Origin of the sequence: Paenibacillus sp. HWE-109, assembly GCF_022163125.1 — a bacterium.
In the GTDB taxonomy this organism is placed as follows: Bacteria; Bacillota; Bacilli; order Paenibacillales; family NBRC-103111; genus Paenibacillus_E.
Map to the genome: position 1 here is coordinate 2487443 of NZ_CP091881.1, position 25323 is coordinate 2512765.

30 protein-coding genes are annotated in these 25323 nt (G+C 43.2%); 21 read left to right on the forward strand and 9 right to left on the reverse strand.

Features of this window, described 5'->3' with window-relative positions:
- Window positions 1-276 precede the first annotated feature (276 nt).
- The gene (locus LOZ80_RS10135) at window positions 277-681 is read right to left on the reverse strand and encodes a CBS domain-containing protein (protein WP_238171316.1); all 405 of its coding nucleotides are present in this window, start codon (window positions 679-681) and stop codon (window positions 277-279) included.
- A 204-nt stretch (window positions 682-885) separates the two neighbouring features.
- Between LOZ80_RS10135 and LOZ80_RS10140 the strand changes: the two genes are divergently transcribed.
- The 3 genes from LOZ80_RS10140 (at window position 886) to LOZ80_RS10150 (ending at window position 3428) form a co-directional block, all read left to right on the forward strand.
- Entirely contained in the window at window positions 886-1863 is a 978-nt protein-coding gene (locus LOZ80_RS10140) for a Gfo/Idh/MocA family protein (protein WP_337951012.1), read from the forward strand.
- Complete coding sequence (locus LOZ80_RS10145) at window positions 1860-2657, forward strand: polysaccharide deacetylase family protein (protein WP_238171317.1); 798 nt, start codon at window positions 1860-1862, stop codon at window positions 2655-2657. The genes LOZ80_RS10140 and LOZ80_RS10145 overlap by 4 nt, the downstream gene beginning before the upstream one ends.
- Window positions 2658-2996: 339 nt before the next feature.
- Complete coding sequence (locus tag LOZ80_RS10150) at window positions 2997-3428, forward strand: hypothetical protein (RefSeq protein WP_238171318.1); 432 nt, start codon at window positions 2997-2999, stop codon at window positions 3426-3428.
- Between the two features lie 204 nt (window positions 3429-3632).
- Here the strand turns inward: LOZ80_RS10150 and LOZ80_RS10155 are convergent, their stop codons facing one another.
- Window positions 3633-4046: an Lrp/AsnC family transcriptional regulator gene (locus LOZ80_RS10155; RefSeq protein ID WP_238172943.1), complete on the reverse strand. Its 414-nt coding sequence runs from the start codon at window positions 4044-4046 to the stop codon at window positions 3633-3635.
- A 142-nt stretch (window positions 4047-4188) separates the two neighbouring features.
- On the opposite strand from LOZ80_RS10155, the gene LOZ80_RS10160 reads away from it, so the two are divergent.
- Entirely contained in the window at window positions 4189-4935 is a 747-nt protein-coding gene (locus LOZ80_RS10160; RefSeq protein WP_238171319.1) for an MBL fold metallo-hydrolase, read from the forward strand.
- An 18-nt stretch (window positions 4936-4953) separates the two neighbouring features.
- Here the strand turns inward: LOZ80_RS10160 and LOZ80_RS10165 are convergent, their stop codons facing one another.
- Complete coding sequence (locus tag LOZ80_RS10165; RefSeq protein ID WP_238171320.1) at window positions 4954-5547, reverse strand: TetR/AcrR family transcriptional regulator; 594 nt, start codon at window positions 5545-5547, stop codon at window positions 4954-4956.
- Window positions 5548-5704: 157 nt separating this feature from the next.
- On the opposite strand from LOZ80_RS10165, the gene LOZ80_RS10170 reads away from it, so the two are divergent.
- From LOZ80_RS10170 to LOZ80_RS10180, 3 genes are all read left to right on the forward strand, one after another.
- Window positions 5705-6592, forward strand: a complete 888-nt coding sequence (locus LOZ80_RS10170; RefSeq protein WP_238171321.1) for an ABC transporter ATP-binding protein — start codon at window positions 5705-5707, stop codon at window positions 6590-6592.
- The gene (locus LOZ80_RS10175) at window positions 6589-7398 is read left to right on the forward strand and encodes an ABC transporter permease subunit (RefSeq protein WP_238171322.1); all 810 of its coding nucleotides are present in this window, start codon (window positions 6589-6591) and stop codon (window positions 7396-7398) included. The genes LOZ80_RS10170 and LOZ80_RS10175 overlap by 4 nt, the downstream gene beginning before the upstream one ends.
- A gap of 78 nt (window positions 7399-7476) precedes the next feature.
- The gene (locus tag LOZ80_RS10180) at window positions 7477-7878 is read left to right on the forward strand and encodes an NUDIX hydrolase (protein ID WP_238171323.1); all 402 of its coding nucleotides are present in this window, start codon (window positions 7477-7479) and stop codon (window positions 7876-7878) included.
- 30 nt (window positions 7879-7908) lie between these two features.
- Here the strand turns inward: LOZ80_RS10180 and LOZ80_RS10185 are convergent, their stop codons facing one another.
- Both LOZ80_RS10185 and LOZ80_RS10190 read right to left on the reverse strand, forming a co-directional pair.
- Complete coding sequence (locus LOZ80_RS10185; RefSeq protein WP_238171324.1) at window positions 7909-8499, reverse strand: 5' nucleotidase, NT5C type; 591 nt, start codon at window positions 8497-8499, stop codon at window positions 7909-7911.
- A gap of 3 nt (window positions 8500-8502) precedes the next feature.
- Entirely contained in the window at window positions 8503-9399 is an 897-nt protein-coding gene (locus LOZ80_RS10190; protein WP_238171325.1) for a LysR family transcriptional regulator, read from the reverse strand.
- A gap of 123 nt (window positions 9400-9522) precedes the next feature.
- Between LOZ80_RS10190 and LOZ80_RS10195 the strand changes: the two genes are divergently transcribed.
- Window positions 9523-10191, forward strand: coding sequence for an O-methyltransferase (locus tag LOZ80_RS10195; RefSeq protein WP_238171326.1), 669 nt, complete (start codon window positions 9523-9525; stop codon window positions 10189-10191).
- 357 nt (window positions 10192-10548) lie between these two features.
- On the opposite strand, the gene LOZ80_RS10200 is transcribed toward LOZ80_RS10195, so the two are convergent.
- Both LOZ80_RS10200 and LOZ80_RS10205 read right to left on the reverse strand, forming a co-directional pair.
- Window positions 10549-10773, reverse strand: a complete 225-nt coding sequence (locus LOZ80_RS10200; protein ID WP_238171327.1) for a hypothetical protein — start codon at window positions 10771-10773, stop codon at window positions 10549-10551.
- A 99-nt stretch (window positions 10774-10872) separates the two neighbouring features.
- Window positions 10873-11355 carry a CBO0543 family protein gene (locus LOZ80_RS10205; RefSeq protein ID WP_238171328.1) on the reverse strand — a complete coding sequence of 161 codons (483 nt, stop codon included), beginning with the start codon at window positions 11353-11355 and terminating at the stop codon, window positions 10873-10875.
- A gap of 90 nt (window positions 11356-11445) precedes the next feature.
- On the opposite strand from LOZ80_RS10205, the gene LOZ80_RS10210 reads away from it, so the two are divergent.
- The 5 genes from LOZ80_RS10210 to LOZ80_RS10230 all read left to right on the forward strand — a co-directional run bounded on the left by LOZ80_RS10210 (window position 11446) and on the right by LOZ80_RS10230 (window position 15606).
- Entirely contained in the window at window positions 11446-12339 is an 894-nt protein-coding gene (locus tag LOZ80_RS10210) for a LysR family transcriptional regulator (RefSeq protein ID WP_238171329.1), read from the forward strand.
- Window positions 12340-12447: 108 nt separating this feature from the next.
- A complete protein-coding gene (locus tag LOZ80_RS10215; RefSeq protein WP_238171330.1) occupies window positions 12448-12885 on the forward strand; it encodes a rhodanese-like domain-containing protein in 438 nt (145 codons plus the stop codon).
- A gap of 61 nt (window positions 12886-12946) precedes the next feature.
- Window positions 12947-13831: a PhzF family phenazine biosynthesis protein gene (locus LOZ80_RS10220; protein WP_238171331.1), complete on the forward strand. Its 885-nt coding sequence runs from the start codon at window positions 12947-12949 to the stop codon at window positions 13829-13831.
- Window positions 13832-14043: 212 nt separating this feature from the next.
- Window positions 14044-14385, forward strand: a complete 342-nt coding sequence (locus tag LOZ80_RS10225) for a zinc ribbon domain-containing protein YjdM (protein WP_238171332.1) — start codon at window positions 14044-14046, stop codon at window positions 14383-14385.
- A 111-nt stretch (window positions 14386-14496) separates the two neighbouring features.
- Window positions 14497-15606, forward strand: a complete 1110-nt coding sequence (locus tag LOZ80_RS10230) for a low temperature requirement protein A (protein WP_238171333.1) — start codon at window positions 14497-14499, stop codon at window positions 15604-15606.
- A 426-nt stretch (window positions 15607-16032) separates the two neighbouring features.
- Here LOZ80_RS10230 and LOZ80_RS10235 read toward each other — a convergent pair whose 3' ends face one another.
- Entirely contained in the window at window positions 16033-16722 is a 690-nt protein-coding gene (locus LOZ80_RS10235) for an LrgB family protein (protein WP_238171334.1), read from the reverse strand.
- A complete protein-coding gene (locus LOZ80_RS10240; protein WP_238171335.1) occupies window positions 16719-17090 on the reverse strand; it encodes a CidA/LrgA family protein in 372 nt (123 codons plus the stop codon). The genes LOZ80_RS10235 and LOZ80_RS10240 overlap by 4 nt, the downstream gene beginning before the upstream one ends.
- Before the next feature lie 109 nt (window positions 17091-17199).
- On the opposite strand from LOZ80_RS10240, the gene LOZ80_RS10245 reads away from it, so the two are divergent.
- The 8 genes from LOZ80_RS10245 to LOZ80_RS10280 all read left to right on the forward strand — a co-directional run bounded on the left by LOZ80_RS10245 (window position 17200) and on the right by LOZ80_RS10280 (window position 25300).
- Window positions 17200-18084, forward strand: a complete 885-nt coding sequence (locus LOZ80_RS10245) for a LysR family transcriptional regulator (protein WP_238172944.1) — start codon at window positions 17200-17202, stop codon at window positions 18082-18084.
- 136 nt (window positions 18085-18220) lie between these two features.
- Complete coding sequence (locus LOZ80_RS10250; RefSeq protein WP_238171336.1) at window positions 18221-19015, forward strand: Nif3-like dinuclear metal center hexameric protein; 795 nt, start codon at window positions 18221-18223, stop codon at window positions 19013-19015.
- A 103-nt stretch (window positions 19016-19118) separates the two neighbouring features.
- Window positions 19119-19487 carry a hypothetical protein gene (locus LOZ80_RS10255; RefSeq protein ID WP_238171337.1) on the forward strand — a complete coding sequence of 123 codons (369 nt, stop codon included), beginning with the start codon at window positions 19119-19121 and terminating at the stop codon, window positions 19485-19487.
- A 170-nt stretch (window positions 19488-19657) separates the two neighbouring features.
- A complete protein-coding gene (locus LOZ80_RS10260; protein WP_238171338.1) occupies window positions 19658-20704 on the forward strand; it encodes a LacI family DNA-binding transcriptional regulator in 1047 nt (348 codons plus the stop codon).
- Window positions 20705-20865: 161 nt separating this feature from the next.
- Window positions 20866-22164, forward strand: a complete 1299-nt coding sequence (locus LOZ80_RS10265; protein WP_238171339.1) for an ABC transporter substrate-binding protein — start codon at window positions 20866-20868, stop codon at window positions 22162-22164.
- 72 nt (window positions 22165-22236) lie between these two features.
- Window positions 22237-23121, forward strand: a complete 885-nt coding sequence (locus tag LOZ80_RS10270) for a carbohydrate ABC transporter permease (protein ID WP_238171340.1) — start codon at window positions 22237-22239, stop codon at window positions 23119-23121.
- Window positions 23122-23134: 13 nt separating this feature from the next.
- The gene (locus LOZ80_RS10275) at window positions 23135-23974 is read left to right on the forward strand and encodes a carbohydrate ABC transporter permease (protein WP_238171341.1); all 840 of its coding nucleotides are present in this window, start codon (window positions 23135-23137) and stop codon (window positions 23972-23974) included.
- 60 nt (window positions 23975-24034) lie between these two features.
- Window positions 24035-25300 (forward strand): Gfo/Idh/MocA family protein, encoded by a 1266-nt coding sequence (locus tag LOZ80_RS10280; RefSeq protein ID WP_238171342.1) that lies wholly within the window; start codon window positions 24035-24037, stop codon window positions 25298-25300.
- The last annotated feature ends 23 nt before the right edge of the window (window positions 25301-25323 follow it).

The following is a 25323-nucleotide window of genomic DNA, read 5'->3' on the forward strand; positions in this document are numbered from 1 at the left end:
CCAATTCCGTTCAAACCCTTCCAACCAAAGAAATAAGAGTCTCTAGGAGCTCCTAAGTGCGCAAAAGTAGGCTCATTTGGGGGCATAGGAGTCTTTGGGGACTCTTATCTTTAGAATCACTACTCCCAAGCCAAACAATATCTAGAAGCGGCTTAGTTTTCGCGTGCCGACACCTCTTGCCCCAAATAAGTTTTGGTTCGGCAACATCGTCATTAATTCCTGAACATAAAAATCGCCCCCGTCACGGAGGCGATTTTTATCATTTGCATCTATCCATCAGTCAGTAATATTTCTCATGTAGTATTCAATGATATCTTTACGACGAATGATCCCAAGGAAAATAAAGTTATCATCGACTACTGGAACAAAGTTCTGATCGGCCGCCAGCGCCAGCATATCTTCCATATGGGCATGAATCGATACCGATTCATTACGCGTATTCTTTTCAATGTCACAGACTTGGATTTGATCCATGTTGGTGAAGTCCAGGCCAGGCGTGTCCTTTAGTGTCCACAACAGATCGCCTTCGGATAGTGTTCCCGCGTATTTCCCTTCGGGATCAACGATGGGCAGTGCTGTGTAATAATGCTGTTCTAATTGTTCAAGTGCTTCTTTCATCGATGAAGAGGAATGGATATAGGCAACTTTATCTTTCGGTAACAAAAAAGAGGCTGTTTTCATAGTTATTTATTACCTTTCACTGGATTTTTCAAAACGTGATATGTCTATTTAAACATACTTTGGGGATAAAGGCATTGAAAGATCTTTCCAATGTGGAAATCAATAACAAATTTTTTTGTGGTAAATATCGAAAATGACGGTGACAAGGGTTATACTGGGTTATGATGTACATTCTATCACTCAATTAGAGGGAGAAGTCAAATTATGTTGAAAATTGCCATTATCGGCACCGGTTGGTTTGCTGATAAACACGCTGATTTATTAGCTGCAAGAGACGACGTGCAAGTCGTAGCATTCCTTGGCACGTCAATCCACAAAGCGGAGAAGCTGGCTCAGCGCTATGCAGGTTCTCAAGCATTTGATGACATTGAACAGTTATTGGATACGTGTAAACCGGATGCGGTTTATATCAATGTTCCGCCGATGGCTCATGGCCCGATTGAAGAGGCTATCCTCGCGCGCAATCTTCCTTTTTTGGTAGAAAAGCCAATTGGACTCGACTTGCAAACGGTTGATCGGATTCAGCAGCTTGTAGAAAGCAAACAGATCATCACCTCGGTTGGTTATCATATCCGCTATACGGATGCTGTCCAAACAGCCCGTAAACTACTTGAAACAAGAACAGTCGGCATGGCTGTCGGCGGTTGGATGGGGCAGATGCCCGGTGTTCCTTGGTGGCGCAAACAGGGTGGATCCGGCGGACAATTCGTCGAGCAAACGACGCATATCGTGGATTTAGTCCGTTATTTGGTCGGTGAAGTAGAAGAAGTGTATGCCGCCTATGCGCAGCGTCACATGCATACGAGCCATGAGGGTGTTGAAGTTGCGGATGTCGGCGCAGTCACACTGAAACTTGCGAATGGGGCAATCGCGTCGTTGACGAATACTTGTATTCTTCCTTTTGGACACCGCTCTGGCCTCGAACTGTTTACGGATCAAGGCGTGCTGGAAATCGAGCAAGGCCGATATTTGAAACATCATGAAAGTTCTCGGATTACGGAATATAAGGACAATGCGAATCCTTACGAAAGAGAAACGGATGCCTTCTTGTATGCGATTAAGACAGGAGACCGCTCGCGCATCTTAACTGATTATACCGACGCGGCTGTTACACTGCGCATTACATTAGCGGCTTTAGCGTCATCCCATAGTGGACTCCCAATTAAGGTAGGTGCGAGATGAAAATTCGCTTAAATCGCTTCCCAGACGGGAAAGACAAGGCAGTTACCTTAAGCTATGATGATGGCCGAGTGCAAGACCGTGCACTTGTTGAAATATTGAATCGACATGGTCTGAAAAGCACATTTCATTTGAATTCGAGCAATCTAGATAAAGAGGGATTCATTCGCCGCGATGAAGTAGCCGCCTTATTTCAAGGCCACGAGATTGCTATTCATACCGTTACTCATCCGCATTTGACGGAAATTCCTCGTGAGCGATTGATCATGGAAATTATGGAAGACCGCAGCGCGCTTGAAGAACTGGCCGGCTACCCGGTCAGAGGGATGTCCTATCCTTTTGGTACGACGGATTCACGCGTTGTTGAAGTGTTGTCCTCTCTTGGTATCGCTTACTCGAGAACGACCGAATCGCATCTTTCTTTCAAATTGCCGAATCAATTCCTGCAATGGGGCGCTACTTGCCATCATAATAATAATTTGCTGCAAAGAACCGAAGAATTTCTAAATCGTTCCGTTTGGCATACCACAGGTCTGCTGTATGTGTGGGGTCATAGCTATGAGTTCGATAATGATTCGAACTGGGAGCTCATGGAATCTTTCGGGAAATTATTGTCAGCAAGGGAAGACGTTTGGTTTGCAACCAATATTGAGATCTACGATTATATGAACGCTGTTCGTTCGCTTCAGCTTACCGTCAATGGGAAGGTGATTTACAATCCGAGCGCTATTCCTGTATGGATCAGTGTGAACCAAGAAGCCATTAAGATTAAATCAGGTGAGATGGTACGCTTCTAAAATTAGCAAGAGTCCACGTTCATAGAGTGGGTGAGCAGGGTTCACTAACTCTATGAACGTCCGAATTAACCTCGCGAGCAGTTCGTTGGACTTTTGACAATCTTCGTTTGACTAATCCTTGAATCCTTGAGAGTGCCTGGCTAACCGGGCTTTTTTGTCGTTGCTGACTTTGAGCATGATTTCCTCCGTCACTTCTATCACAAAACAGAAATAATGTCTTATACCCAGACAATAATGCTGAAGTGAACTGATTTGAAATGTTTGAACTTTCTTTGGCAGGTTGCAGAGAAAGTTCAAACATCCTTACTTTCGCATAGTAAAGGAGCGAAGCACATTCAAATGATAAACGTAGAAACGTATCTTATGAAAAAATTCGAATTAATTCGGGAACGATTTGACCATCTTGGATTGGCTTACGATAATCACTTTTTCCTTCAATATGCGTTAGAATGTTTCGTAAATGTTAATGATTTAGTTGAAATGAAAAAACTAGTGATAAGTAAGAGGGTTCAACTTGGAAAAGTAAGAATGAGGGTTTTCAATACAGCAGTAATTATTGAGCATAATGGGGATTATATTTTGAATTTTAACAATTATGATTCTGATCAGTGGTCTATACTATTGGACATACTTGATCAACTTTTTAAACAAAATTATGGAACAGGTTTTTTTCACCAAAATAGATTAACTTTGACAATGGAATCACTTGTGAATGACCAAGTTCTTTTAAATTGGTTTATGGTGAAAACGAAATTTATGCTTCTAAAATAATGCCTGAATTTGAACTGGTGTTAAAATTGATTACGGCAGCCAAACATTATTATTATACATTAGCAGTTCTTAATATTTGCTCGAAGGATAAAATAGATATGTTGTTTACATCACTAGATACTGCTTTTACAAAACGTTATGAAAGTTAATCTTAGAGTCCGAATGGAGTTTGAAAATGAAAATTCATTATATAATTTAATTCTATCATTTAAGCTGACCAATCGATAAGCTGATTCGATAATTGCCAAACTGCAAAAGCTCATCAAGGAATGTATTTAATTCTGAAGTTGAACGAATACGAACGCGCATCCAGTAACAACCTTCCCCGCTCACACGATGAGTTTCGACGATATGTTCGTTCTCGTTTGCAAATCGTTGAAAAGCTTGATGGGCATTATTGGATTTCATGAATACCGTAATAAAAGCTTGAATAGTGAGCCCGATTTTCTCAGGATTCCACAGCAGTGTATAGCCCTCGATGATCCCCAGATCTTGCATTTTGCGAATACGCGCTCCGACCGCTTGTCCCGTTAGATGAACGAGCTGCCCAATCTCTTTGTGAGGGCGAATTGAATTTTCCAACAAGTGCTGCAAGATTTGCAGATCAACCTCATCCATACCAGAAACTCCCAAAACACATAACTCCTTTCAACATGAAACGAAAATACCTATTTTCATTTCACCGTCCTATGTAAGGCTTTTTCTAACTGAGATATACTCTTAAACATAACATAGGAAGAAAGATAAGAGGTAGATAAACATGAAAATTCAACTAATTCGACATGCTACGCTTAAGGTGCAATACGCGGATTTCACTTTTCTAATCGATCCGATGTTCAGTCCGCAAGGGAGTAATCCCCCCATCATCCATACAGCAAATGAAAGAAGGAATCCGCTCGTGGAGCTGCCTGTTTCTATCGCTGAAATAAATGCGCCTGATGCTATTCTAGTTACACATTTGCATGGGGATCACTGGGATGAAGCGGCCAAAGCAGTCTTGAACAAAGAGACGCAAATCTTTTGTCAACCTGGCGATGAGGCTGCCATAACGGCAGCAGGATTTCAGTCTGTGCAAGCCATCGAGTCAGTTATAGTCTTGCAACATATCACGATCAGCAGAACGACTGGCCAGCACGGTGTAGGCGAAATTGGCGAGCAAATGGGCAATGTCTCTGGATTTGTATTCCAGGCTGAAGGCCAACCAACCCTGTACATTGCGGGAGATACGATATGGTGTGAAGATGTGCAAGAAGCGCTGGATTTATATAAGCCGAGCGTAACCGTCGTCAATGCTGGCGGAGCGCGTTTCGTCATGGGGGATCCGATTACGATGGATGCTGCTGATGTTGTTCAGGTTATTCGCTACGCGCCATACACGAAAGTGGTTGCCGTGCATATGGATGCGATCAATCATTGTTTGGTAACCAAAGATGATTTGAGAAAACGAATTATCGCAGAAAACTTACTTGATTCTGTACTCATCCCAGATGATGGAGAATGGATTTAGCAGGCTGCAGCTAATCGTTTAGGGTTTCCCGCAAATGCCATAGAAGAACATATGAACCATTCCTTCAAGGAATTTCTCGATATCGCCGCTTTGCTGTGCCATTTCCAGTAATTTATCATACTGGTTCATGTACAATTGGATGAACGACAGCACGGTCTCGATCGATATATCCTCGGAAATTTCGCCGCTGTCTTTGCCTTCCTGAATGATGCGAATGGTTAAAGGGATCGTCTTTTCCTTGTATTGCAGTTCAATGTATCGCGCAAGTTCGTCATCGTTGATCAATAACTCTTTCATAAGAGCTGGTGGGAAATCCTTATAGGATTCTTTCTCCAGTAAAATAATATGGGCAATTTTCTCCTTTAAGGAGTGCCCGGCATTCATATAGGCTTCGAATTCTTGAATAGCTCTGTCCACGAAGTTGACGAAAACTTCGCGGACCAGAGCTTCTTTGCTTCCGAAATAATTGTAAATGGTGACTTGCGAAACGTTGGCCTTTTTAGAGATATCCGAGATTCGAATCCGTTTAGGGTCTGATGTCCGCAGCAAATCCATGGTGGATTTCATGATTTTTTCTTTAATCGCATGCGCTCTTTTTTCAAAACCATTCATGATGAACCATCCTATCTAGATAGCATATTATGTAATTAATGAAATATAAATATAAATATATTTCATTAAATTATTGACGAATTGATTGCTCGGGTATAGTATAACATATGAAATATGGTAATCATAATAGTTCATTTCTTTACTTGGAGGTGCAAGTATGTTAACCGTTCAGCATGTGACAAAGACATTTTCGAATGGGAAAGGTATTTTCGATGTCTCATTTGAAGTAAAGGAAGGTGAGGTTTTCGGTTTTCTCGGGCCTAATGGCGCAGGGAAATCGACGACGATTCGGCACATCATGGGCTTTATGAAACCAGATAAGGGCGTTGTGACCGTGAACGGACTTGACACATGGAAGCAGCAAGGCAAGTTTCAAGCCTATATGGGCTATTTGCCTGGCGAAATCTCCTTCATTGAAGGAATGACAGGGAAGACTTTCCTCGATTTCATGGGGAACATGCAGGGGGTGAAGGACTTGTCCAAGCGAAATCACCTCATAGACCGATTGCAATTTGATGTAAATACACCCATTCGGAAAATGTCCAAGGGAATGAAACAGAAGGTAGGGATTGTTGCGGCGTTCATGCACGATCCTGCTGTGCTTATTTTGGATGAGCCGACTTCCGGTCTGGATCCACTTATGCAGAAAGTGTTTATTGAGATTGTTCTTGAGGAGAAGAGCAGGGGGAAAACATTTCTGATGTCCTCACACAGCTTTCCTGAAATCGAGCGGACCTGTGATCGAGCAGCCATCATTAAGGATGGCGTCATCATCGCGCTGAAAGATATCCATGAACTGCAATCCATGCAGCGGAAATTGTTTGAAGTGACATTTGCACATCAAGCTGATGCCTTAGCATTCGTGAACTCCGGACTGCTCATCGAATCGCACGAGGGAAATCGTGTCAGCGTTGCTGTTCAGGGCAATTATGATAGATTTGCAGCCGAAACTGCCAAATATAGCGTCCGTAATATTGATATTTTCACGCAAAATCTGGAAGATATCTTTATGAATTATTACGATCGGAAAGGGATGCTGAAATGAATACTACCTTATATAAGCAGATGATGAAAGTAAATGTGAAGGGATTTATGAATTACGCCATCGGCTCGGCTTTCTATATCATCCTTATGTTTTGGCTCTACCCCAGCATTGGCCGAAGCGCCAAAGCCATAGATGAATTGGTGCAATCGATGCCCGAAGGTGTGGGCAGAGCGTTTGGGTTGAACGGGTTTGGCAGTGCGGAAGCCTTCATTTCGGGGGAATACTACGGATTAATTCTGGTTCTGATTCTCGCAATTGTATGTGTCCAACTGTCTACACAGCTCATGGCTAAATTAATCGATCAGGGAGCAATGGGCTATTTACTATCCACTCCGACGACAAGAGGCAAAGTAGCGTTCACCCAAGCGAGTGTTCTGGTCACAGGTTTATTTCTAATTATGGCGGTTACGACTTTGGCTGGCTTCTTGGCTAATATCTGGTTTCTACGCGGCGAATTTGAGTTCAATACGTCCAAATTTATCGAGATGAATATCGCGGCCTTCTTATTGTTCTTTGCCATCGGGGGTATTTGCTTTTTGATCTCAGCCCTGTCTAATGACGAGAAGAAGGCGCTGAGCTTGTCCGGTGTCATCACGTTTGGCTTCTTCAGCTTGGATTTGCTCGCTAAAATTAGTGAGCAAATCAGTTGGATGAAGTATTTCTCCATTTTTACCTTATATAAACCGGGCGAAATCATTAACGGAAATGTTGACTTAACCGTTTCTTTATCGGTTCTCTTCATTATTGGAGTCATTACTTTTGGGTTAGCTGTCATGTTGTTTAAGAAGCGAGATTTGCCTTTGTAAGGGAGCGGTTGAGCTGGATTTGTGAGGTTGGCGGAGCTAACTGTGCTATAATTTGATGAAAAGAGTGAAGGAGTTCACATGCCAACCGTCATAGATAAAATTGCATGGATTCACATTGCTAATGGTCACATTTTAACAGCAAGATCCAAAGGGAAAAACACGTGTTACCTGCCTGGTGGCAAAAGAGAGCCAGGTGAAACCGACAGCGAAACGCTCGTAAGAGAAATACAAGAGGAGCTAAGCGTGCAGGTAAAACCGGAAACCATTAAGTTTTTTGGGGCATTTGAAGCTCAAGCGCATGATAAATCAGAAGGTGTTCAGGTGAAGATGTCCTGTTATACCGGCGAATTTGCAGGGAGACTGAGTCCTGCATCTGAAATTGAAGATTTGGTATGGTTAAGTTACGCGGACAAAGATCGCGTTTCCGCTGTGTGCCAGCTTATTTTTGACAAGTTGTATGAGATGGAATTACTCATTTGAGACCAAGAGGGCAGCCTAACGGCTGCCCATTTACATAGTGTCTGACAGAGTCAGATTCGTTTGTTTTAATTTCAAAGCTAAGTTATCGATATGATCCTTAACTTCATGCCAATTCGAAGCGCGTAGAACCGAATCATGCCGCACGGATAGATTATAGGGTTGTTCATACAAGATTACAGACTTATTGGATCGGGCAAACTCTTCCGCATAGTGCGGTCCATCATCAATCAGCACATCAACCTTGGCGGAAATACATTGCTGAAGTTTATTTTCAACAAGGGCGATTTGGTGATAGTTAATGTTGTGATGTTTCAACCAGTCTAGGGTAACCTTGCGAAAAAGCTCTGGGCGCGCAGTAATAATCGAGATCTGGTGATGTTGAAAGAGTTGTTGGATCATGTCTACGGCCAGTGGAAAAGGCGAAGAATGCCAATGAATGTCGTGACCATATTGATGATAAATGGCTTCACGTTCGGCTCGATTCCAACCATATAAACGATAGATATAGAAATCATTCACGTCTTCGGCTGTAAAGGATTGCCCGGAGGCTATATTATAGTATTTTAGATGAGCTGAAGTGGCGTCGAGAATTGTATTATCTAGATCAATGCCAATATGCATAAGTTAGCACCTCCAAGGATTTTGGCGAATCATTTGAATGAAGTTTCTGACAGAAGCCGGTAGCGTTTCATTTTTTCGCGTACAAATGGCTATGGTGTTTTCTAATTGGATGCCTTCCACATAAACACGACTTAATTCCCCGCGTTCGACGTACTCTCTTACAACTAGAGAAGAAACAAAGTTTGCTCCATAACCTGCGATTACAGCTTGAATAGCTTCCTGCAAACCATTAAATTGCAGAGAAATTGTAGGGGAAGGCAGATTGTAGGTCCGGCATAAGGATAACAAGCGTTCCCTTGTTGAACTGCCTACTTCCCGCATGACAAATGGTTCTGTCATCATGTCACGCAATGAAATATGCTGATTGGCAAAGCGGTGCTGCGGAGAAACGACAAACCACAGTTGATCTTGAAATAATTCATCCGTTTGAATCGTCTCCGGGTAAGATTCGGGTAGTCCGCCATAAATGGCAATATCAACATCGACATTTAGGAGCTGTTGAAGAGCATCACTGGAGTTTGTCGTTGTAATCATCATCTCGACACGGTCAAAGTGCTGCTTGAACTTGGCAATCCATGTAGGTATCAGGTAATGAGCGGGTAAATACGTGGCTGCCAGACGAATGCTGCCATTCGTTCCATTGCGATAATCTTGCACAAACTGTTCGATTTGCTGTTCTACTGAAAATAATCTCTTGGCAAGCACAGCGAGTTCAGCACCGGCATCGGTCAACCGGATACCTCTTCCTTCAGGCTCAAAGAGGGTTAGATCCAACTCTTTTTCAAACTTTTTAATTTGCGCGGTTATGGCCGGTTGACTGATGAGCAAACGTTCAGACGATCGGGTCACGCTCCCAGTCGTTGCAATCATGTGGAATAAACGAAGCGCATGCAAGTTCATGGAATAACTCCTTTGCAACCAATCATATAATAAATATATGGTTCGTGAATTAATATATATTATATTTATAAGTATAACGCGTATACACTATCCTTAGAAGTTAAAAAAGGAGAAGTGATGGAGATGAGCGCAGCGATTACTTGGAATAAGGTCGATCAGTATGTAACAGAGAAACTAATTCCACATGACACCGTGTTGGAACAGGTTTTGGAGGCCAATCATAATGCCAGCCTTCCGCCGTATGATGTTTCGACTACGCAAGGCAAGTTTTTGAACTTGCTTGTTCAGATGAAAGGAGCCAAACGGATCCTGGAGATTGGCACTTTGGGTGGGTATAGTACGATTTGGATGGCCAGAGCATTGCCGGCAGATGGACATATCGTCACGTTGGAGTTGGACCCGCGACATGCGCAAGTCGCCTTGGCAAATCTCAAACTTGCCAAAGTGGCTGACAAGGTAGAACTTCGTGTTGGAGATGCCCTGGAACAATTGGCTCAGATGGAAGCAGAGGGGGTTGAACCTTTCGATTTTATATTTATTGATGCAGATAAACCTAATAATCCACACTATTTGAAATGGGCTCTGCAATTTTCACATGCCGGAACAGTTATTCTTGGCGATAACGTCATTCGTGAGGGTGAAATCATCAATGGGCGTACAGAGGACCCTCGGGTAAAAGGTGTGCAATCATTTTACGAGCTGCTAGCCGAAGAATCCAGAATTACGGCGACAGCCATTCAAACAGTGGGAAGTAAGGGATATGATGGTTTTGTTCTCGGGATTGTTTACTAGATAAGCTTAGTATGGTACAAAAAGAAGACAAGAATAAAGGGATATGATCTTGTGGATCACATCCCTTTTTTTGAAAGGTGGAAGCTGCTTATGAAATGGATCATAGTCGGAGTCATCCTGTTTGCCGTCGCAACGCTTATTTACCGGATGCAAGTCAAGAAGAAAGCGACCTCGCGAGCGCAAAGAGTCGTGCAAATGTCAGCGCACAGAAAAAGAGCGACAAAGTTTAGGAACCAGCCATGTTCCTTCTGTCGCAAAAAATCAGCTAAGCTTTCCTATTACTCTGATGAGAATGGGAGTGTTGTGGGTGTATGCCAAAGATGTAAGCCGCATGCCGAGCGGAGGGCTCTGATGAGGCTATGAGGCTATCCGCGGAGAACTAGGCAGACTACAATCAATATACATCGGATAAATCGGCGATTCTATTCGATCAATTGGAGCATCGGGTTCATTCTGGGATTCGAGCTGATCAAGTTGAAGGTGAAGGTTGTTCCTGTTTCTTTGCAGCACATCGACAAAAAAATAGAACATTAGACCAATGATCAGAAATAGCATGGCACAGAATTCCAATTCACGCGGCATACGTCGACCTCCTATGAATCATTTTTCATAGATTATCGCAGATTGACTGAAATGTCGCTCGAAACACGGTGTCGTATTTTTGGTAATTTTGATAGAGTTTTAATTTTGCTTATACAAATTTTTGATTTTATTGAAAAACCATAGATAGTACGCATAGGAAAGCAGCAATGTTAAGGTTACCGTGATAAAACTCCAGTACCAAGTCCAGTTCAAGTATTTCACTAATTCCGTATGCTTCTCCAGTAAAACTTCAATAACTGTAATGAACGTAGGAAAACTAAGTGTATATAAAACTTTAATGAACTTTGATTTCTCTCTTGGGAAATGAACATTGAAAATCGCGCTTACCGCTGGAAAAACAAAAAATTCAAAGGTAAAGCTTGCTTTATAGACCATTTTAAGCAATCCGACCGGATACTCAATTAATCCGCCTTCAACAACAAGAGCCCCGAATAACCAACTGGGAACCTGCATAAATAAAAAGCTGATTTGAGCTTTGATCAGATCTTTTTTTTTAATGAAGATTAGCAAAAGCGTTGCCGTAAAGACCCAGACAGCGTAGAGAATAATTTTATCCAACATGTAATCAGTTCCTTTTCATAACATAGTGGTTATTGTTTGAGTACGTGTGATGTTTTATGCATGAATTGGAAGGCCAGAAGGATCGAAAGGATGGTTAAGTTGGAATTAACGTATTTGAAGACCTTTCGCGAGGTCGCGAAATGGGGAAGCTACACGCGGGCTGCTGAAGTGTTAGGATATGCGCAATCGAGCATTACAACGCAGATTCAAAAACTGGAGGAATCTTATGGGGCCGTGCTCTTGGAGCGATTGGGAAGAGGAATGAAGTTGACCATTGCCGGAGAAGCGCTGCTGCACTATGCGAATGATATCCTAAGGCTTCATGAGGAGTCCAAGGAAGTCGTATCCCATCAGTCCAAAGGCATTCTTACAATTGGCACGATTGAAACCTTGGCGGCATTCTTTCTACCCCCTTATCTTCAAAAGTACCGTCAGCTTTTTCCGGATATGAATGTCATGATTCAACCAGCCAATGAGCCTTCTATTATTAATTCAGTGAAAGACGGCACGATCGATGTTGGTTTTATCCTGGATCCCCCCTTTCTGGATCCTGAGCTGCACAGCTGCAAGTTAAGGGAAGAAGAGCTAGTCATTATTACGAATCCGAATCACAAGTTCGCAGGGAAGAGCGAGATTCAGATTTCGGATCTCCAGGGCGAATCTCTGATTCTGACCGAAGATGGTTGTACCTATCGTGCAATGCTGCTGCAAACGTTGAAAAGCAACCAAATCAATTTCTCTTTATCTTATGAATTCGGCAATCTGGAAGCCATTAAACAATGTGTAACGTATGGCCTGGGTATTGCTTTGCTGCCACGAATTGTAGTCGCTTCCGATATCGCCAAAGGCCAAGTGAGTGCATTTCCGCTAATTCACCCTCACTTTAAATTTTACACCCAGCTTGTCTATGCCAAGAAAAAATGGCAATCCAAGGCCTTTTTTGGTTTTTTGGAACTTATCAACGGAAGCCATCTATCGGAATAAATGAAGTTTGGTATCGATTTCTATCGATAACTCCATGGTTTAGCGCTGTGCTATAGTGATTTCAAGTCATTCGAGCTTGATATCACAAACCAAATGGAGGTTACACCTATGGAAAATCAAATGTTATTTTCGCTCGTTCTGGAAACACCTGCTGCTTCGCCAGAGGCTGCGCATAGGCATTTTAGCAACAAATTAGCAGTAGAGACCGATGTTGCTGATGTTCGTAATGATTTGCAGCGAGGCATTGACAGCTTCGTGCTTATAGATGTAAGGAGCTCGAAAGCCTATGAAGAGTGTCATATTCCCGGTGCCATCCATTTAGCATCTAACCAAATCAATGAGGCAACTACGTCATCTTTTTCCAAAGATAAAGTGATCGTTGTCTACTGTTGGGGACCGGCTTGTAACGGAGGTACCAAAGGGGCTTCGCGGCTTGCGGCGCTGGGGTTTCAAGTAAAAGAAATGATCGGCGGGATTGAATACTGGCGTAGAGAAGGAAATGAAGTAGAAGGTACACTAGCTCACTTAGCACCATTGATTGGATAATGCTTGCAACCAATAGAAGAAGGCGGTATCGTAACATTGAGCAAGGGAGAGGATTGTCTACATGCGCACAATAAAAGTGTACCATTACGATGCGTTCAGCTGTATTCCCAACATGGGCAACCCGGCTGGTGTCGTGCTGAATGGCGATCATTTAACAGAAGAGCAGATGCAGGAGATCGCAGCGAAAGTTGGGTTTAATGAAACGGCTTTTCCCATGAAGTCAGAAAAAGCAGATTGGAGAATTCGCTTTTTCACGCCAGGTCATGAAATTAATCTTTGTGGTCATGCGACAATGGCAACCATCTATGCCTTGAAAACGAGAGGCTTACTAGGAGATCAAACATCGCTCACCATTGAAACGAAAGCAGGGATATTGCCGATTCGTTTAGCGATAACGGAAGACCTTGCCATCACCATGAGGCAGGCTGCCCCGGAATTCCGGGAATTCCATGGAAGTCTTGAAGAGCTTGCTCATTCCATGGGGATCGAAGTGGAGGATATCGAGCAAGACCTTCCTACCTTGTATGGGAGTACGGGGGCATGGACCTTGTTAATTCCAATCAAAAAGCTAGCAGCTTTTAGACGAATGAAGCCCGATAATAAGATCTTTCCAAGTATACTGAAGGAAATGCCAAGAGCGTCTGTTCATCCATTTTGCCTGGAAACCTATGATTCCAATGCTCATATGCATGCCCGGCACTTCTCTTCACCATTCTCAGGGACCGTTGAGGACCCTGTTACAGGTACAGCATCAGGAGTGATGGGAGCCTACTACACAAGATATATGAACAAGAATGCGGATACTTCCGTAAAACTTGTCATTGAGCAAGGCCAGGAGATTGAAAGAGATGGCAGAGTTGGCGTAAAAGTGATCCATCCTGATGTGATTGAAATTACGGGCAACGCCGTTTATGTAAGTGAATTTGAAGTGTCAATAGCGGATTAGGTAATCCAGCGCGTACAACCATAAGCACATTTCAAACAAAGTGAGATTCAGTCGGCATGACTTCCAACAATGGAATACGTAGCTCGTCCGCAGGAAATATCGTAAGGAAAACGAGACAAGTGGGGAAAGTATTGTTAAAAAAAGCGGAATGTGGCAGTATAGAAGAACAATAGATCAGCTTATCCTAAACAGATTGAGGAGAATTTAAGATTATGTCAGATTTACCAAATTGCCCGAAATGCAGCTCCGCTTATACCTACGATGATGGAAGCCAATTGGTTTGTCCAGAATGCGCGCATGAGTGGTCGCTAGAATCAGCAACAGATCAAAGTGAAGCAACAAAAGTAGTGAAAGACGCCAATGGAAATATCCTGACTGATGGTGATACAGTCACCGTCATCAAAGATTTAAAAGTCAAAGGCAGCTCATTAGTCGTGAAAATTGGCACTAAAGTGAAAAACATTCGCTTAGTTGACGGCGATCATGATATTGATTGCAAGATTGATACTTTTGGCGCGATGAAATTAAAGTCTGAATTTGTTAAAAAGGTATAAATAGAAAAGGATTACACAAATGAAGCCGCTATGATGGTGGCTTTTTTGGTGTCAGAGGCAAGTAAATGAATAGTCACTATGTACATAAACATCATTTCAAGGAGGGCAACAATGAAACAAAAGTTCAATGCCTTAATTGAGAAAAAAGTGACATGGTTGGAACTTTTCTATGATCTGCTGTTTGTAGCAGCTGTTTCCAAGGCGAGCCATGTCTTGCTGCATGTCGATGATGGCATTATTCCAACGGAGTATTTGCTCAAATTTGTACTCATCTTCGTCCCGATTTGGTGGGCCTGGGTGGGCCAATCGCTTTTTGTGAATCGTTATGGACAAGATATTTTGTCACATCGTGTATTTCTGATTTTGCAATTATTTTTTGTTTTAATCATGACAGCAAGTTTATCCGTGGATTTTGACCAGTATTATGTGCCATTTCTAATTGGATATATCGGTTTAAGAGCGATGACAGCGATACAATATTTATCCGTTCATAAAAAAGAAGACGCGCACCGCAGAGATACAGCCCGCTATCTGGGAAGTCGGTTTTGGATAGGGCTTGCGATCTCAGCATTATCCCTATTCTTTGATTCATGGATTCGTTACGCTGTTTTGTATACAGGGATTATCGTTGATATTTTACTGCCGCTGATCGGGCGTAAATTCCTGGTGAAAAGTCCAATCAATACGCATCATTTATTGGAACGCTTCTCATTATTCACGCTTATCCTCTTAGGCGAATCAGTCATAAGTATTCTCGCCGTCTTGCAGTCTAGCGCATGGACCTGGGAATCAATTCTGTTCGCGGCGCTCACATTTATGCTAATCATAGCGATGTGGTGGCAGTATTTTGACAATGTAGAAAAGAAAGTGAACAAAGCGTTGGAAACAGCCGGCCAGACCATCATCTATGGTCATTTATTCATTTATTTGTCCATGTGCATGATAGCGGCTTCGATCCAATTATTATTTTTGCAACAAGTAAGTTATGCCTTTATGTTGTTTTTTATTTTTGGGTCTGTGCTGCTGTATTTTTTCTCAACTACTCTGGTTTTTCATAAATATAGGCATATAGATCAAAGATTGGGCGTACAACATTTGATTTTCATGTTAGGCCTGCTTTGCCTATTCTTATTGTTGAATTTGTTTGTTGTGGTACCGAATTACGTCATTATCGGCGAATTGATGGTTTTCTTTGCTGTTTATACGAAAGTAACAACTTGAATTTTAGCTTCTCATAGCTCAGCTTCACTGGAATTCATCCAAGCAAAATGTGTCAGGATAGCGAGTCTGAGGGAACTACAGTACGCTATAATGCTGAAAACCGCGATATTCCACGCCAGAGGGAACTACGATCCGCTATGTCACCATTTCCCGGTTGGAATCAGCAGTTTCCACTTAAATAGCGGATCTCAGTTCCTTTTCTTGCTACGTTTACCCCTGTTTCCGCCATATAGAGGATCATAGTTCCTTTTCACACGACACTTTCTGTCATCGCAAAGCCCAAAGGGAACTAGAATCCACTAGATTGCTGAAAACCATTATGAAGACGCTCATCCCTTAGGGCGGCAAAGCTTCTTTTCCTAGGCATCTAAAGAAGTAGGCCACTTCAAAGTGCCTCCTTACACGATAAATCGAATTAAATGAGAGTTACCTGAATAGAACAATGAGAAACGGGGCAACTGCCAAAGTTACGAATGCCGTTGTCAGCATGGCAATGCCGGCGACAGATCCCGTAACCGCATCGTATTCAAGCGCTTTGCTGATGCCGGCAGAATGGGCGCTCGTTCCAAGCAAGACACCTCGCGCAACAGGATTCTGAATGCCGCACCATTTTACAATAACGGGTCCCAGTATAAGACCTAGAATGCCAGTAATTAAAGTAGCTACTGCCGTTATCGTGGGCACTCCGCCGATCAGATTGGAAATGGCTATGGCAATCGGGGTTGTAGCCGAACGAGGCGCTAAGCTGTCCGTTATTTCCGCACTCAATCCAAAAAGATGCGCCAAGCCAGCAGAAGTAACAATCGAAGCGATGGCACCGCAAGTGACGCTCGTCAGGATAACAATGGCATGTTTTTTCATGACATTATAATATTTATACAGCATAACCGCTAAGGCGATCGTGGCAGGTTCAATCATTTTACTGAGCCAGCCCGCACCTTCATTATAGGTATCGAAGGAAACCCCTGTGCCAGATATAAGCGCAATTAGGATCATTGGTGTAATCAGCAGAGGGGTCAGATACGCTTTCGGGAAATATTGATGTAACTTCTTCGCTCCCCCGTAAATAAGGATTGTCGATCCTAACCAAATCAAAGATAACAAGGTATCATTCACTCCGAACTCCTCCTTAGTAATTTCGATACCCATTGCCCCATTAAACCTGAACACATCATAACAGCGATGGTGCTTGCGATAATCGTTATTGTGATGGGTAAACCGCTCGTTATGATTAATGATTTGTACTTTATGATGCCTACGGCTGCAGGAATGAAGAACAGCAGCATCTGTGCCAGTAACCAACTCGAGCCGAGTTCCATCCATTTTAGTGGAATTATTTTGCTCTGCAAGAGCGCGAATACGAGTAAAATGCCAAATACACTGGGAGGCATCGGTAAATGAAACCTCTCTACGGTGAAATCCGCAAGTTTAGAAATCGCAACAAAAAAGATAATTTGTATGATGGTCTTCATCCATGTCTGCATAAGTTCATCCATCCCTCTTGGTATGTTAGTATACAGAATGAATTATTATAGGTAAAATGAATATATACCATGAATTACATTCCATTTAGCTATGGAAAGAGGGGTCTTTCTGGATATACGTCATTTGCAATATGTACATGAAATTGTTCGTTTAAATAGTTTTACGAAGGCCGCGCAAGCGCTGCATATTACACAGCCGACGATCAGTAAAGCGATCAAAAATTTGGAGGCTGAACTGAATGTAGAATTATTCACCCGGGATGGGAAGCAAGTGAAACTGACGGATGCTGGCCAAGCGATCAGCCATTACGCAGTGCCAATTCTTCACTTATTCGATCAACTGCAAGGTGAACTCAAGGATCTGACTTATTTGAATAAAGGAAGCATACGTATCGGGCTGCCACCAATGGCAGGTGCCAACTTTTTTCCAAGTGTGATCAAGAAATTTCAAAAGCAATATGAGGGTATTGCGATTAAAATGATTGAAGACGGGGCTAATAAAATTCAAGGATTCGTTGAAGATGGAAGTATTGACGTAGGGGTTGTGCTTTCGCCCATTCAGGAGGAATTATTTGAGTCTTTTTTGCTCGTTAAGGACGAATTAAAGGTCATTGTGCCCCTCACACACAAGCTTGCCAGTCAACAGCAAATTGAACTTATTGAACTGAAGAACGAGAAGTTCATCTTGTTTAATAGTGATTTTACGCTGCATGATCGCATTATTACTGCATGCCGTTTGGTGGGCTTCGAAGCGCAGATCGTCTATGAGAGCTCGCAATGGGATTTTATCGGAGAGATGGTTGGCGCAGAACTCGGTATCGCTATGCTGCCGGATACGATCTGTCAATTGCTCAATCCAGAGAAGGTGAAGGCAATTCCATTGTTAAATCCAAGCATACCTTGGCAGCTGATGATGGTTTGGAGAAAAGAAGGCTATCTTTCTTTGGCAGCGAGAGAGTGGATTCGCTTCACGAAAGATATCTTTGTGGAATGAGCTTCCTGTTATGTCTGCTGGCATACGAAAAGAAATGGAAGCATTTACAAGGGAAAGGACTATTGCTATCATTACTGTATAGTCAGAAAAGGCCAGCATGCACGACTGCTGCAACTTAATGAAGGAGGCCATTCTTGTGACAATTACTGTACAGACGATTCTGGATCATCTCATCGAACCTGTTGGGCTACTTCCATCAACAGTTGACACGCTGAAAAGCGGACGTTCGGATGCGCAAGTTCGCAAAATTGCCGTTATGTTCATGACAACGTACGCTTCAATTAAAGAAGCGGTTGAGTTAGGGGCTGATCTTATCATTACCCATGAGCCTACCTACTATAACCATATGGATGAAGGTAATTGGTTAGCTGGTGACTTGGTCTATGAACAGAAGAGGAAGTTTATCGAAGAATCCGGTGTGGCGATTTTCCGGCTGCACGATTACGTGCACAGCTACGAGCCCGATGGCATCCTCATCGGCATGCTTAAGGCACTGGAATGGGAAGCCTTGGCGGACCCGGCAGATAGGAATATGCTCCGTCTTCCAGATGGAGAAAAGTATTCTGTACGCTCGATCGTTGCTCATCTCAAAAGCAAACTAGGCATTGAACATATGTTGGTGGTTGGTGATCTGGAGCAGCCAGTGAGCAATATGGGATTGTTGCCTGGCGCATCTGGCGGTAGATCCCATATTCAGTTCTTGGGAAGCAGAGATATTGATCTGTTGATTGTTGGTGAAACGAGTGAATGGGAGACGAATGAATACGTGAGAGATGCTGTGGATATGGGGCTTGCCAAGGCGCTGATCATAACGGGTCATCAGAAAAGTGAAGAGGCTGGCATGCAAACAGTTGTTAACCAATTGCGCTCATCTTTTCCTGAGCTGCAAGTTGAATTCATAGAAAATTCCCTTGCGGTTCAGCGTATTTAATGAATTCAAGAGGAGAAATTGATCCAATGTTAATGGGTATTACTTTGCTCTAACAAAGCATATGATGCCTTAGTACCATTTATAAAAAGGGAGAGATGGACAAATGTCTTTTTTTGATAAGGTGAAACAAGGAGCGTCAGATGCTGCGAAAAAAGCGCAGCAAACGGTAGAGATAACGAAGTTGAAAACGCAAATTTCAGCGAAAGAGAAAGAAATCGAGAGAACCTATCATCTTATTGGCGAATCGGTCTATGCGGCTTATGTTGCTGGAGATGCAGCGCAGTCTGAAGAACGCAGAGCTGATCTATGTGTCGGGATCGATGTGATCAAGCAGGAGATCTCTTTGCTCGAACATAAAATAAGTGAAGTTCGCAATGAAAAAGAATGTGTTTGCGGTAAAGTCGTGGCGACTGACACCAAGTTCTGTTCGACTTGCGGACATAAGTTTGAAGAAACAGAAAGTGAAATCTAGCTGATAGGGACGAAGACAGACTCTAACGAGCTGTCTTTTTATTTGCTTTTTATAACATTGTATTGACTGATTGAGAGGGATGAACTAATATTTACTTAAACTTAACTTTCTTGGATAACGTTTGGGCAACATAGATGGAAACATGTAAGAAGCCAAAGGAGCTGTATGTCATGCCTACACTTAAAGATGTCGCTGAATTAGTGGGCGTCTCGATTTCAACAGCCTCTCGTGTGATCAGAAACGATACCAGCAGGCACATTAATGCGGAGACCAAAGCCAAGGTGTGGGAAGCTGTTCGTCAACTGGATTATACGCCTAACGAGTCAGCTCGTCATCTGGTCAACAAACAGAAGGCTGAGAAAAAGATGACCAAACAAATCGGCTGCATTATTCAGACGGCCCGGTTGAATGATGATCATCCCTATTACTCACCCATTATTACGTCATTTAATAAGAAAATATTGGAATCCGGTTATTCTTTAGCATTCATACATACGTCGGATGAACTTGCTGATGATGCGCTCCTGCATCGATGCATTCACGAGATTCAAGTGGATGGGATTATTATTGTTGGAGAAGTAGGTCCGGCCATCCTTGATTATTTGCAAAAGACAGAAGATCTGGCCTTGATTGGGATTTGTACCAATGGGACTGAAATTACGATGGTTGATTATGATCGTATTCATGCAGCTAAATCAGCTGTTGACCATCTGATTGCACAAGGACATCGGTCCATCGGTTTTATCGGAGGTCCAGGGCATACTGGTGAACTCAATAGCGAAGAGAGATTCCAAGGGTTTAAATTTGCAATGTATGATGCGGGAATTCCGTTACAGAAAGAATGGATCATAGACACAAGATGGGGCATCGATCTTAGTTATGAACGTGTTATGGAGCAATTGAAGCAGCCATCACTTGAGCGTCCAACGGCGTTCTTCTCAGCAAGCGACCAGTTGGCTATCCCAGCCATGCGTGCCATCATTGAGAACAATTTGCTAATTCCAAATGATATCGCTTTCATTTCGATGGACAACATTGAATTTGCCCAATATACAACACCGCCTCTATCTTCCGTACATGTGCCTAAAGTAGAGATAGGTATGACAGCGGCAGCAACACTGCTGGATATGCTAAGAGGAGAGCAGCCCCTATTGTCGAAAGTACTGCTTCCACATAAATTAATGGTGAGACAATCGTCGGTATTTGACCGCAATTAATTTTTTTTTGGATCTCTGGATAACGTTATCCATAATTTGGCGCCAATATAAATTCGATTCTATAAAGGGGGTGAGTCTTGCTTTCCGGCCGTAACAATTTGACAACGATGTGAAGTATGGACCAAGTTCTCTCACAAAAAACGAAAAAGGGTGATCGCGAAATGGTTAAAAATGCGAAAAAAGTAGTTGCGATTTCAATGCTTATGTCCACTATGGTTGTTGTAAGTGCTTGCGGAAGTTCGAGTTCAACGGACTCGCCTACCAGCAGTGCGAAAGAAACGGCTGCAGCATCCGGTGAGAAAGTAACCATTTCTTATGGCGGTTGGAGCTTGGACACGATGACGGACGTGATCAAAGCATTTAATGCGAGCCATCCGAACATTGAAGTCAAGGCAGAGAACACACCGTACAAACAATATTTCACCAAATTAGAAACGGCCGCACAAGGCGGGACTATGCCGGACGTGCTCTGGATGAACGGTCCGAATTTCATTAAATACGCTGAGAATAACATGTTGAAAGATTTGTCCGATAACATCAAGAAGGATCAGGTCGATCTCAAAAATTATCCAACTTCACTCATTTCCTTATATAGTCTTGGTGGGAAAAACTACGGAATTCCTAAGGATTATGACACCATTGGATTGTGGTACAACAAGAAGTTGTTTGATGAAAAAGGCATTCCGTATCCGGACGGCACATGGGATTGGGCTAAATTGACGGAAGCGGCCAAGAAATTAACCGATAGCTCCAAGGGTATCTATGGATTTGCTGCACCGATGATGAATCAAGAGGACTACTATAATACGATTCTTCAAGCAGGCGGAAACATTATTTCTGACGATCACAAAAAATCCGGCTTTGACCAACCAGAAGCGATCGAAGGCCTGAAATTTTTGACTGACCTCATTCAGGTGCATAAAGTATCGCCAACACTGGCTCAAATGACAGAAACTGCGCCAGCGGACTTATTTACATCCGGCAAGCTAGCCATGTACTTCGATGGATCTTGGGCTGCTTTCACAATTATTCAAAATGCCGAGATGAAAAACAATGCTGATGTGGCACCGCTGCCAAAAGGGAAGAAACAAGGGGTTGTGATCCACGGTTTGAGTCATGTCATTTCGGCAAATTCCAAGCACCCCAAAGAAGCGTGGGAATTCGTCAAATTCCTTGGCTCCAAAGAAGCAGCAGAAATCGCTGCCAAGCAAGGCGGAGCTATCCCAGCGTTCAAAGGCAGTGAAGCGGCTTGGTTAGCTGCATTCCCGCAGTATCACGCGAAAGCTTTTATTGATATGACGGAATATGCAACACCTTATCCGGTCTCGAAAAATACTTCCGTTTGGACGACGTATGAAACAGAAATTTTGAAAAATGCCTGGACAGGTGAGAAGCCAGTTGCTGATGCAGCCAAAGAGCTCGGAGCCAAAATGAATCAAGCGTTAGCTGCAGAGAAATAAGTTTTCGGTGCGGAGATTCGTGATTTTCTAACGAATCTCCCTCCCTAATTCATTATGGGAGCGTGAATACTCATGCGAATCAGCTCAAAACGCCGCTCCGATTGGATGTGGGCGTACATCATGATCACACCTTTAATGCTGGGTTTGCTATTCTTTTATATTTGGCCCGTGTTTCAAACCTTTTATTTCTCGTTTACGGACTGGGGCTCTTTCGGTAAGTACACCTGGTCAGGACTTTCCAACTATAAGCGGCTGCTAACGGATCGGGATCTACTCTATGCCTTTCGAAATACAAGTATTTATATCATTACGGCTGTGCCGATTGGCATTATCTTATCGATATTTCTTGCGGTCCTTCTAAATCAGAAGGTAAAGGGGTTGTCGGTGTATCGCACCTTGTATTTCTTACCTGTTGTGACGATGCCTGCGGCTGTCGCGATGGTTTGGAAATGGCTGTATAATTCCGATTTCGGACTGATTAATTATGTGCTTGGACGTTTATCCATTCCGGGACCGCATTGGTTAACCGACAATCGAACGGCTTTGCTCTCCATTATTATTGTGGCGATTTGGAGTTCCATCGGAAGTCACATGATTATCTTTCTTTCAGGGCTGCAAGGCATATCGGTTTCCTATTATGAAGCCGCATCGATTGATGGGGCAGGGGCATTCACTAAATTCACACGAATTACGCTGCCTTTGTTAACGCCGACGATATTTTTCGTCATGGTAACCTCTTTAATTGGCGCTTTTCAGGTATTCGACTTCATCTATATGATGGTTGGCGATATTGTTATGGAGTCAACACAATCGGTTGTTTTCTTGTACTACAAATACGGATTCTTGAAAAATAGCAAAGGATATGCATCCTCCATCGCTGTGCTGTTGTTCGGGATCATTATGATCATCACGTATATTCAAATGAAAATTCAGAAGAAATGGGTTCACTACGAATGAGGAGGTTGAGTGTATGAATACCAAATCCTACCGCCAAAAATCACTTCAGATCGGGTTCGTCCATCTTATTCTTGTCTTAGGTGCAGTGATCATGGTCACTCCTTTTATATGGATGTTTCTTACATCGGTCAAAACGTTGGGTGAGTCGACGGCAATACCGCCTGTTTTTTTTCCGAAATCTTTCCGTTGGGATAATTATGCGAAAGTTTTTGTGAACTTGCCATTCTTTACTTTCTACTGGAATACATTGATTACGACGGTTGTTAAAGTAGTTGGACAATTGATTATTTGTTCCTTAGCCGCTTATGCGTTTGCACGTATTTCCTTTCCAGGACGTCATTTCTTCTTCATCCTTATGCTTTCGGTACTCATGGTGCCTGGCCAAGTATTCTTGATCCCGCAATATATGATTATGAAAGATATGGGCTGGCTTAATTCTCTTACAGCGCTAATTGTGCCTGGCTTATTCAGTGCATTCGGTACTTTCTTACTGCGTCAATTCTTCATGACGCTCCCGCATGAACTTGAGGAGGCAGCGAAGCTGGATGGTTGCAACCAATTCCGGATTTACTGGCAAATCATGCTGCCGCTGGCCAAATCGGGGATGATTGCCCTGGCCATTTTCACAATGCTATGGTCCTGGAATGATTTGATGTGGCCTCTCATTGTGAACAGCTCGCCTGATAAAATGGTTCTTTCCGCGGGGATTGCCTTCCTGGAAGGGGAACACAAAACGAACTATACCATCATAATGGCTGGCTCCATGATGGCCATTTTACCGATGATCGTGATCTTTTTCGTTTTTCAACGATCGTTTATCCAAGGAATTGCTTTCACTGGAAGCAAGTCTTGAAGAAGTTTATTTACGAACAGATAAGATATCTACATACGTAGTCTTCAGGGGGAATTTAACATGCAAAAAGTTACGGCTATCCTGCTTGGGGCGGGAAACCGCGGAGCGCAATCCTATGCACCTTATGCGCTGAATTATCCGCATGAGCTCGATATTATTGCGGTTGCTGAGCCTGATGAAGAGCGGCGCGCAGCGTTCACCGCTGCTCATCAGATCGCGGCTGAGCATGCCTTTTCAGATTGGGAACAACTGCTGGCACAACCTAAGCTTGCTGATATCGCCATAATTTGCACACAAGATCAGATGCATTACCATCCAACACTGCAAGCCCTCGCATTAGGCTATCATGTCCTATTGGAGAAACCTATGTCGCCAAGTCCGGAAGAATGCGTAGAGATGGAGCTTATGGCTAAGAAGCATAATCGTTTGCTTACGATTTGCCATGTGCTTCGTTATACAGCGTTCTGGACGGCGATGAAAAGAGTGATTGAGGATGGGAAAATTGGTCAAATTGTCAACATTCAATTGAATGAAAATGTCGGCAATATGCACATGGCACATAGCTTTGTTCGTGGTAATTGGAGCAATTCAGATACCTCCAGCCCCATGATTCTAGCCAAATCATGTCATGATATGGACATTCTTTCTTATATCATGGATGAGCCCTGCGAGGTCGTCAGTTCGTTTGGATCTCTGATGCATTTTACAGCGGAGAACGCGCCAGCCGGGGCGCCAGAACGCTGTTTGGATGGGTGTCCGGCAGAAGCCACTTGCCAATACTACGCGCCCAAGTATTATTTGGGCACAGGGCGTGGATGGGCCGGGAAATTCACGACGGATACGAGTCTTGAAGGTATTATTGAAGCTTTAGGCACAACACCGTATGGCAAATGTGTGTATCGCAGCAACAATAACGTGGTGGATCATCAAGTAGTGAATATGGCGTTTGCGAGTGGAGCTACAGCGATGTTCAGCATGTGTGGATTTACGCGTGACAATACGCGTATTCTTCAGATCATGGGGACGAAAGGCGATATCCGCGGAAATATGGAAGAGCATGAATTTACCATTCATGACTTTATTACCAATGAGAAGACGACAGTGCGTGTTGAGGCATCCCATGAAGGGCATAATGGCGGGGATGCGGGAATTATGCGCAGCTTCCTTCGCGAAGTTAGATCTTATGCGGGCGGAGAAAGCGAATCATCGGCATCCGTTTCTGTGCGAAGCCATCTGATGGCTTTTGCCGCAGAGGAATCACGTTTGAATGGCGGCAAGCCTGTAAAAATAGAAGAGCTGCATCAGAGATTAGCCGCTATTCATTAAGAAACCAGACGCAAACAACCGAA

What these genes read in the sequence shown, in the direction of transcription:
- LOZ80_RS10160 (WP_238171319.1), top strand. Translation starts at nt 4,189, where the DNA reads ATGAAAATTCAACTAATTCGACATGCTACGCTTAAGGTGCAATACGCG.
- LOZ80_RS10170 (WP_238171321.1), top strand. Translation starts at nt 5,705, where the DNA reads ATGTTAACCGTTCAGCATGTGACAAAGACATTTTCGAATGGGAAAGGT.
- LOZ80_RS10185 (WP_238171324.1), bottom strand. Translation starts at nt 8,499, where the DNA reads ATGCATATTGGCATTGATCTAGATAATACAATTCTCGACGCCACTTCA.
- LOZ80_RS10155 (WP_238172943.1), bottom strand. Translation starts at nt 4,046, where the DNA reads ATGGATGAGGTTGATCTGCAAATCTTGCAGCACTTGTTGGAAAATTCA.
- LOZ80_RS10225 (WP_238171332.1), top strand. Translation starts at nt 14,044, where the DNA reads ATGTCAGATTTACCAAATTGCCCGAAATGCAGCTCCGCTTATACCTAC.
- LOZ80_RS10140 (WP_337951012.1), top strand. Translation starts at nt 886, where the DNA reads ATGTTGAAAATTGCCATTATCGGCACCGGTTGGTTTGCTGATAAACAC.
- LOZ80_RS10190 (WP_238171325.1), bottom strand. Translation starts at nt 9,399, where the DNA reads ATGAACTTGCATGCGCTTCGTTTATTCCACATGATTGCAACGACTGGG.
- LOZ80_RS10215 (WP_238171330.1), top strand. Translation starts at nt 12,448, where the DNA reads ATGGAAAATCAAATGTTATTTTCGCTCGTTCTGGAAACACCTGCTGCT.
- LOZ80_RS10165 (WP_238171320.1), bottom strand. Translation starts at nt 5,547, where the DNA reads ATGAATGGTTTTGAAAAAAGAGCGCATGCGATTAAAGAAAAAATCATG.
- LOZ80_RS10275 (WP_238171341.1), top strand. Translation starts at nt 23,135, where the DNA reads ATGAATACCAAATCCTACCGCCAAAAATCACTTCAGATCGGGTTCGTC.
- LOZ80_RS10135 (WP_238171316.1), bottom strand. Translation starts at nt 681, where the DNA reads ATGAAAACAGCCTCTTTTTTGTTACCGAAAGATAAAGTTGCCTATATC.
- LOZ80_RS10240 (WP_238171335.1), bottom strand. Translation starts at nt 17,090, where the DNA reads ATGCAGACATGGATGAAGACCATCATACAAATTATCTTTTTTGTTGCG.
- LOZ80_RS10270 (WP_238171340.1), top strand. Translation starts at nt 22,237, where the DNA reads ATGCGAATCAGCTCAAAACGCCGCTCCGATTGGATGTGGGCGTACATC.
- LOZ80_RS10180 (WP_238171323.1), top strand. Translation starts at nt 7,477, where the DNA reads ATGCCAACCGTCATAGATAAAATTGCATGGATTCACATTGCTAATGGT.
- LOZ80_RS10195 (WP_238171326.1), top strand. Translation starts at nt 9,523, where the DNA reads ATGAGCGCAGCGATTACTTGGAATAAGGTCGATCAGTATGTAACAGAG.
- LOZ80_RS10175 (WP_238171322.1), top strand. Translation starts at nt 6,589, where the DNA reads ATGAATACTACCTTATATAAGCAGATGATGAAAGTAAATGTGAAGGGA.
- LOZ80_RS10220 (WP_238171331.1), top strand. Translation starts at nt 12,947, where the DNA reads ATGCGCACAATAAAAGTGTACCATTACGATGCGTTCAGCTGTATTCCC.
- LOZ80_RS10260 (WP_238171338.1), top strand. Translation starts at nt 19,658, where the DNA reads ATGCCTACACTTAAAGATGTCGCTGAATTAGTGGGCGTCTCGATTTCA.
- LOZ80_RS10265 (WP_238171339.1), top strand. Translation starts at nt 20,866, where the DNA reads ATGGTTAAAAATGCGAAAAAAGTAGTTGCGATTTCAATGCTTATGTCC.
- LOZ80_RS10150 (WP_238171318.1), top strand. Translation starts at nt 2,997, where the DNA reads ATGATAAACGTAGAAACGTATCTTATGAAAAAATTCGAATTAATTCGG.
- LOZ80_RS10145 (WP_238171317.1), top strand. Translation starts at nt 1,860, where the DNA reads ATGAAAATTCGCTTAAATCGCTTCCCAGACGGGAAAGACAAGGCAGTT.
- LOZ80_RS10210 (WP_238171329.1), top strand. Translation starts at nt 11,446, where the DNA reads ATGGTTAAGTTGGAATTAACGTATTTGAAGACCTTTCGCGAGGTCGCG.
- LOZ80_RS10205 (WP_238171328.1), bottom strand. Translation starts at nt 11,355, where the DNA reads ATGTTGGATAAAATTATTCTCTACGCTGTCTGGGTCTTTACGGCAACG.
- LOZ80_RS10230 (WP_238171333.1), top strand. Translation starts at nt 14,497, where the DNA reads ATGAAACAAAAGTTCAATGCCTTAATTGAGAAAAAAGTGACATGGTTG.
- LOZ80_RS10255 (WP_238171337.1), top strand. Translation starts at nt 19,119, where the DNA reads ATGTCTTTTTTTGATAAGGTGAAACAAGGAGCGTCAGATGCTGCGAAA.
- LOZ80_RS10280 (WP_238171342.1), top strand. Translation starts at nt 24,035, where the DNA reads ATGCAAAAAGTTACGGCTATCCTGCTTGGGGCGGGAAACCGCGGAGCG.
- LOZ80_RS10200 (WP_238171327.1), bottom strand. Translation starts at nt 10,773, where the DNA reads ATGCCGCGTGAATTGGAATTCTGTGCCATGCTATTTCTGATCATTGGT.